The organism is Streptomyces sp. NPDC020742, from assembly GCF_040641675.1.
Lineage (GTDB): Bacteria > Actinomycetota > Actinomycetes > Streptomycetales > Streptomycetaceae > Streptomyces.
Genome location: NZ_JBFAEA010000040.1, coordinates 32,163 through 39,468 on the forward strand (window position 1 = coordinate 32,163; position 7,306 = coordinate 39,468).

Consider the following 7,306-nt stretch of genomic DNA (forward strand, 5'->3'; position numbering starts at 1 on the left):
CCGATCCGGCGCGCCCAAGGCGGCGGGACCGCCCGGCATCCCGTGCCCGCGGGACGGCTGGACCGCCCGGCGCCCGGCATCCCGTGCTCCCGGGGCGGCGGAGCGTCCGAAGCCCGGCATCCGGTACACCCGGCACGGTCGGCCACCAACTCCCCTACGGGAGGTACCGAGAAGGAGAGATGGCGGGGACCGCCACACCCCGGCACGAGCCGGGGGCGGGACGTCGGCGGTCCCCGCAAGGGACGCGCTCCGGGGCGTAGCCGGTCATCGCGTCCGGCGGCGACCGTGGAGGTCCGGGAGCCGCTCCGGAGGTCCGTGTCGCCGTGCACACCAAGGTGCCTGACGCGTGTTAAGCCCGTGCTGCCAGCACATGACACCTACGTACACCTTGCGGTGACGGCCCGTTTCCTGACGCCCCCCTGACGCCCCCTGACGCCCTGCCTCCCGGGCGCCCTGACACCCGGCCGGTGGCGCCGGACGGCGTCCGCACCAGGGAACGACCACACCAGGGGGACGACCACACCAGGGACCGCCACACCAGGGGACGACCACACCAGAGGGACGACCACACCAGGGGACGACCGCCCCGGGCGGCGGCCACCCCAGGGACGGCCGCCGCACCCGGAGCTACTTACCGGCCTCGCGGGCCAGGAACGCCAGCAGGTCCTGCCGGCTGACCACGCCCTTGGGCTTGCCCTCGACCAGGACGATCGCCGCGTCCGCGCTCTCCAGCACCGCCATCAGGTCGGAGACCGACTCGCCGGAGCCGACCTGCGGCAGCGGCGGGCACATGTGCTTCTCCAGCGGGTCGGTGAGCGAGGCGCGCTGGGTGAAGAGCGCGTCCAGCAACTCCCGCTCCACCACGGACCCCACGACCTCGGCGGCCATCACGTCCGGGTGCCCGGCGCCCGGCTTGACGATCGGCATCTGGGAGACGCCGTACTCGCGCAGCACGTCGATCGCCTCGCCGACCGTCTCCTCCGGGTGCATGTGCACCAACGAGGGCAGCGCGCCCTCCTTGTACTGCAGCACGTCGCTGACCCGGGCCGCGGTGCCGCCCTCCTCCAGGAAGCCGTAGTCGGCCATCCACTCATCGTTGAAGATCTTCGAGAGGTAGCCACGGCCGCTGTCCGGCAGCAGCACGACCACCACGTCGTCCGGACCGAGCTTCGCCGCCACCTCCAGCGCCGCCACCACGGCCATCCCGCAGGAGCCGCCGACCAGCAGGCCCTCCTCCTTGGCCAGCCGCCGGGTCATCTGGAAGGCGTCCTTGTCCGAGACCGCCACGATCTCGTCCGCAACCGTGCGGTCGTAGGCGGTCGGCCAGAAGTCCTCACCGACGCCCTCGATCAGGTACGGGCGCCCGGAGCCGCCGCTGTAGACCGAGCCCTCCGGGTCGGCGCCGACGACCTTGACCCGGCCCTCGCTGGCGTCCTTGAGGTAGCGGCCGGTGCCGCTGATGGTGCCGCCGGTGCCGACGCCCGCCACGAAGTGGGTGATCCGGCCGTCCGTCTGCGCCCACAGCTCCGGCCCGGTGCTCTCGTAGTGGGAGCGCGGGTTGTTCGGGTTGCTGTACTGGTCGGGCTTCCAGGCACCGGGCGTCTCACGCACCAGGCGGTCCGAGACGTTGTAGTACGAGTCCGGGTGCTCGGGGTCCACCGCCGTCGGGCAGACCACCACCTCGGCGCCGTACGCCCGCAGCACGTTGATCTTGTCCGTCGACACCTTGTCGGGGCAGACGAAGATGCACTTGTAGCCCTTCTGCTGGGCCACGATCGCCAGGCCCACTCCGGTGTTTCCGGACGTGGGCTCGACGATGGTGCCGCCCGGCTGCAGCTCGCCCGACTGCTCGGCGGCCTCGATCATCCGCAGGGCGATCCGGTCCTTGACCGATCCGCCGGGGTTGAAGTACTCGACCTTCGCCAGGACGGTGGCCTGGATGCCCTTGGTCACGTTGTTGAGCCGCACGAGCGGGGTGTTGCCGACGAGCTCAATCATCGAATCGTAAAACTGCACGGTGGTCTCCGCGGTCGGGGGCACGCTCTCCTGCGCCCGTGCCGTCAGCCTATTGCCCGGGTCCGTTGGAGGACGGATGCGTTGCGTTCCGTCCAGAACGGGCAACACCCTGTTGTAGGAGTCCTTGTCGTTTCAAGAGCGCGTCCGGTCCCCGAGGCCGTGGCGCGCCCGCACTGCACGGGGAGGTGCCCGGCCATGGCGATGACGCTGTCCAGGGCGAGAGTGGCGCGGCGGATCGCGACCGCCGCCGCGTTCGGCGGCGGCGGGATCGGCCTGCTCGGCGTCGCCGCCGTCGGTGTGCTGCTGACCGAGGTCCGGCTGGCCCGCCGTACGGTCGGCGGCTCCAGCGACATCCCGCCGTGCGCGGACGGCCGCTATGGCGCGGCCTTCGGCCACCGCACCGACCGCCCGCCGCTGCGGCTGGGCTTCCTCGGCGACTCCACCGCGGCCGGTCAGGGCGTGCACCGCGCCTCCCAGACGCCGGGCGCCCTGCTCGCCTCCGGCCTGGCCGCGATCGCCGAGCTGCCCGTCGACTTCCGCAATGTCGCGCTGCCCGGTGCCCAGTCCGACGACCTGCCGCGCCAGGTGGAGCTGATGCTCTCGGAGGGCACCGGGACCCCGGACGTCTGCGTGATCATGATCGGTGCCAACGACGTCACCCACCGGATGCCGCCCGCGCAGTCCGTGCGGCACCTCTCCGAGGCGGTGCGCCGGCTGCGCACCGCGGGCTGTGAGGTGGTGGTGGGCACCTGCCCCGATCTGGGCACCATCGAGCCGGTCTACCAGCCGCTGCGGTGGGTGGCCCGGCGACTCTCCCGGCAGCTGGCCGCCGCCCAGACCATCGGGGTGGTGGAGAACGGCGGCCGTACGGTCTCGCTGAGCGACCTGCTGGGCCCCGAGTTCGAGGCGCACCCGCGGGAGCTGTTCGGGCCGGACAACTACCACCCCTCCGCCGAGGGGTACGCCACCGCCGCGATGGCCGTGCTGCCGACGCTGTGCGCCACGCTCGGGCTGTGGCCGGAGGAGGAGCGGCCGGAGCCGTCCCGTGGCGAGGGCATCCTGCCGGTCGAGCAGGCGGCCGCCGAGGCGGCGTCCGAGGGCGGTACGGAGGTCACCGCCTCCCGCCGCGCACCCTGGGCGCTGCTCAAGCACCGGCGGCGGCGCCAGCTGCCGGAGGCCGAGCCCACCGACCCGTCATCGGTCACCGGCTGACGCCCCCCGGGCGCCACCGAACGGCAACGGCCACGCGCCGGGCACCCACCGGGCACCCACCTCCTGAAGGGACGTACGGGAATACCCGGCGCCCCTTCCCCGTTCCTATAAGCGCCCGCTTAGAAAAGAGGCCCGCATCACAGGCCGCACCCCGTGACCTCAGCAGTACGTGCAGGTAACTTCCCTCACAGTCCAGCCCTCTTCGCCTTTCTGGAGCCGTGATGCCCGAAGCCGTGATCGTCTCAGCCGCCCGCTCCCCGATCGGCCGCGCCTTCAAGGGCTCGCTCAAGGACCTGCGTCCGGACGACCTGACCGCGACGATCATCCAGGCCGCGCTGGCCAAGGTCCCCGAGCTGGACCCGAAGGACATCGACGACCTGATGCTCGGCTGCGGCCTGCCCGGCGGCGAGCAGGGCCACAACCTCGGCCGCATCGTGGCCGTCCAGATGGGGATGGACCACCTCCCGGGCTGCACCATCACCCGTTACTGTTCCTCCTCGCTCCAGACGACCCGGATGGCGCTGCACGCCATCAAGGCCGGCGAGGGCGACGTCTTCATCTCGGCCGGTGTCGAGACGGTCTCGCGCAGCATCAAGGGCACCTCCGACGGTCTCCCCGACACCCACAACCCGCTCTTCGCCGACGCCGAGGCGCGCACCGCGGCGCGCGGCGAGCAGGAGGGCACGGACTGGCACGACCCGCGCGAGGACGGCCTGGTCCCGGACGCGTACATCGCGATGGGCCAGACCGCGGAGAACCTCGCCCGCCTCAAGGGCATCACCCGCCAGGACATGGACGAGTTCGGCGTCCGGTCCCAGAACCTCGCCGAGCAGGCCATCAAGAACGGCTTCTGGGAGCGCGAGATCACGCCCGTCACGCTGCCCGACGGCACCGTCGTCGCCAAGGACGACGGGCCGCGCGCCGGCGTCACCCTGGAGGGCGTCCAGGGCCTCAAGCCGGTGTTCCGCCCCGACGGCCTGGTGACCGCGGGCAACTGCTGCCCGCTGAACGACGGTGCCGCGGCGCTGGTCATCATGTCCGACACCAAGGCGCGCGAGCTGGGCCTGACCCCGCTCGCCCGGGTCGTCTCCACCGGCGTCTCCGGCCTCTCCCCCGAGATCATGGGGTACGGCCCGGTCGAGGCCAGCAGGCAGGCCCTGCAGCGGGCCGGCCTCGCGGCCTCCGACATCGACCTGGTCGAGATCAACGAGGCGTTCGCCGCCCAGGTGATCCCGTCCTACCGGGACTTGGGCATCGACCTGGACCGCGTGAACGTCAACGGCGGCGCGATCGCCGTCGGCCACCCCTTCGGCATGACCGGCGCCCGCATCACCACCACGCTCATCAACTCCCTCCAGTGGCACGACAAGCAGTTCGGTCTGGAGACCATGTGCGTCGGCGGCGGCCAGGGCATGGCGATGGTCATCGAGCGGCTGAGCTGAGCTGGAGCGGAGGGTGGGGGCCGGGTGCGAGGTACGAGTGCCCGGCATCCGCCCGCAGCGGAAGCGAAGCTCAGCGCGACCACGAACGCGACCACGGACGCGACGATCAATACGCGCGGCTGAGCCGAGTTGAGCTGAAGCGATGGCCGTGGGCCGGAGGCCGGCCGCCGGTTCCGCTCGGCCCGCCTCCACCTCCGCGTCCACCTCCGCCCCTCCTGATCACCGCTCCCCCACCACGGCCACCGTCCCGACCACCGTCCCGACCCCCGGGCCGGCCATGGACGGGAAACGGACCAACTTCCGCCCCGCGCACACCCTTCGCGCCTGTACGGACACGGGCGGCTACCCCGGCGTGAGCCGTGTCACGCGGTAACAAGATCGCGACCCAATCTCCCCCAGGATTGTGACCAACGCCCCGGGGCCGAGGTGTTCTTGCAGGTCAGTATGGGGTTACCCCACCGCACCAGGCCCTGCTCCCCTAGCATTTCGGGACATAGCGCCCCCGGTCCGGTCGCCGACCCCCAGCAGGCTGATGTAGGAAGTCGGAGAACATTCTGCTAACGGGAGTCCGCCGGTGAGCGAACCGCCACCAGGCGTCACCCCGTGAGCGGGTGCAGCACGGAGGTCGGCCCCGGCCGGCGACGGGGAGTCCGGGTACCGAGGCGCGGTCCGTGGGAAGCGGGCCGCCGAGCGAAGTCAGGAGGACGCATGAGCGAGCGAACCGTCGGCAGGTGTGCGCCTCGCGCATGCGAGGGCGAACGAAGCGAGGTTCCGGCATGAGCGTCACCACCGTCGTCCCGCTACTGACCGCGGCCGTCGCCGTGGCACTGGGCGCCGCCGCCCTGGGCACCGCCCGTGCGCTGCGCCGCCAGATCACCGGGCTGCACACCGAGCTGATCGCCGCCCGCCGGGACGCCGCCGCCCGCGCCGAGCTGGAGAGCGCGGCCCGGGCCGCCATTCCGGCGGCCCGTACCACCCCGGCCGCCGAGACCCCGCTCGCCGACATACGCGCGGCGGTCGCCGATGCGCTGGCCGAGGAGCGGGAGCGCGAACTGGCCGAGGCCCGCGCGTTCTGGGCCGCACAGGAGGCCCGGGACGCCGCCGACGCCCCGTCCCTGCTGGGCGGGCTGGCCGGCCTCGGCGACGAGAGCCCGCTGGACGCCCGCACCGACCAGCGCGAGCGGCCCGAGTCGGACCGGCTCGACACCCAGCCGTTCCTGCCCCGCCAGGCGGACTTCGCCGGCATCGAGCCGCTGCTCGGCCCGGACGCCCTGGAAGCCATGGACACCCTGGAGTCGGTGGAGGCGCTGGAGGCCCTGGACGCACCGGAGCTGGAGCACGCCGAGGAGACCGAGTCCCCCGAGCTCGCCGCCGCGCGCCGGCGCCACCCCTCGCACCCGGACTTCTCGCCGTCGCCGGTGATCGGCGACCACGAGCGCACCGTGGCGCGCCTGGAGGAGCTGGCGCAGGAGCGCACCCCGGTCGCGGACGTCCGGCCCGGTCCGCTGGGCACCCTGGACGTGTACGTCTTCGCCGACGGCACCACCCTCTGCCTGACCCCGGGGCAGCGCGAGGCCGCCGAGCGGGTCGCCGAGGCGCTGCACGCCGGGCGCACCCCGGTACTGCTGGGCGGCTCCGGGATCTCCGGCGCCTATGCGCTGACCTTCTCCTGGGGCGAGAGTCGGGACGAGAGCGTCTACCTGCTCGCCGACCGGGTCATCGCCTCGCTCTGAACCGCTGCGGCGGCGTGCCCGGGTGGTCCCGCTCCGGCGGGCCCCCGGTCAGCAGCGCTCCGCCGCCGCCCGGACGGCCCGCAGAGCCGTTGCCAGTTCCTCGGCGGGGGCCGCATTCGCGTCAGTGTCCGCGTGCTGCCCGCCGGGCCCGGCGGCCGCCGCCCGCAGCGCCTCGACGAGTTCGTGCCCGGCCACCGCGAGCTGGTCGCCGATCGCGAACATCCCGATGTCCGGAAGCTCCCGCGGGGGCTCTTCGGGCCGCTCGATCAGCTGCGCACGGGTCGCCAACTGCCGTGCGAGCGCCAGCCCTTCGGCCGCGGCACCCTGGTCGAGCCGGCTCTGCGGCAGCGCTCGGAGGCGGTCGGCGAGGGCGTCCACGGCGGTCTGCAAGGGGGTCACGTCAAGCACGTGGTGAGCCTATGCGCCACTCCCGGGTGGTTGCCAACGGCGGAAGGCTCAGGCACGGTGTGCTGAAGAACCAGCATCGACCGCGTCCGGAGGCGCCGATGTCTCAGCTCTTCTCCGAAGAGACCCACCGGAACATGCTCTCCCGTATCCCGCACTGCACCGGCCGGGAAATCTCCGACTGGCTCCGCACCGTTGACGAAGGCCCCGCCCTCTTCCGCTTCGACGAGAAGGTCAGCTGGCTCCGCGGCGAGCACGACCTCTCGTACGGGCACGCGAAGGCGATCGTCCATGAACACGACCTCAGGCGCGCTGCGCGGAAGTTCTGACCGCCGCTGACGGCCTGCGGGCCGGACGGACAGCAACACGCGACACCCACCCACCATGCCGAAGGGCCCGCACCCGCTTGGGTTCTAGTGAACGTTGCAACACCCCAGCTCAAGGGGTGCGATGGACTTCACGATCCGAGCGGACCGGACGGCTCAGGGGCCTGTGAAG

At 72.6% G+C, this 7,306-nt stretch carries 6 protein-coding genes; 4 read left to right on the plus strand and 2 right to left on the minus strand.

Annotated elements, in window-relative coordinates; genetic code table 11:
• Positions 1–627 precede the first annotated feature (627 nt).
• A complete protein-coding gene (locus tag AB0G84_RS34810) occupies positions 628–2,016 on the minus strand; it encodes a cystathionine beta-synthase (RefSeq protein ID WP_361330210.1) in 1,389 nt (462 codons plus the stop codon).
• A gap of 195 nt (positions 2,017–2,211) precedes the next feature.
• Between AB0G84_RS34810 and AB0G84_RS34815 the strand changes: the two genes are divergently transcribed.
• The 3 genes from AB0G84_RS34815 (at position 2,212) to AB0G84_RS34825 (ending at position 6,403) form a co-directional block, all read left to right on the plus strand.
• Positions 2,212–3,228, plus strand: coding sequence for an SGNH/GDSL hydrolase family protein (locus tag AB0G84_RS34815; protein WP_361330213.1), 1,017 nt, complete (start codon positions 2,212–2,214; stop codon positions 3,226–3,228).
• Between the two features lie 221 nt (positions 3,229–3,449).
• Complete coding sequence (locus AB0G84_RS34820) at positions 3,450–4,670, plus strand: acetyl-CoA C-acetyltransferase (protein ID WP_361330217.1); 1,221 nt, start codon at positions 3,450–3,452, stop codon at positions 4,668–4,670.
• A 776-nt stretch (positions 4,671–5,446) separates the two neighbouring features.
• Positions 5,447–6,403 carry a hypothetical protein gene (locus AB0G84_RS34825; protein ID WP_361330219.1) on the plus strand — a complete coding sequence of 319 codons (957 nt, stop codon included), beginning with the start codon at positions 5,447–5,449 and terminating at the stop codon, positions 6,401–6,403.
• A 48-nt stretch (positions 6,404–6,451) separates the two neighbouring features.
• Here AB0G84_RS34825 and AB0G84_RS34830 read toward each other — a convergent pair whose 3' ends face one another.
• A complete protein-coding gene (locus AB0G84_RS34830) occupies positions 6,452–6,811 on the minus strand; it encodes a hypothetical protein (RefSeq protein ID WP_361330222.1) in 360 nt (119 codons plus the stop codon).
• Positions 6,812–6,909: 98 nt separating this feature from the next.
• Between AB0G84_RS34830 and AB0G84_RS34835 the strand changes: the two genes are divergently transcribed.
• The gene (locus AB0G84_RS34835; RefSeq protein ID WP_361330225.1) at positions 6,910–7,137 is read left to right on the plus strand and encodes a DUF4287 domain-containing protein; all 228 of its coding nucleotides are present in this window, start codon (positions 6,910–6,912) and stop codon (positions 7,135–7,137) included.
• Positions 7,138–7,306 lie beyond the last annotated feature (169 nt).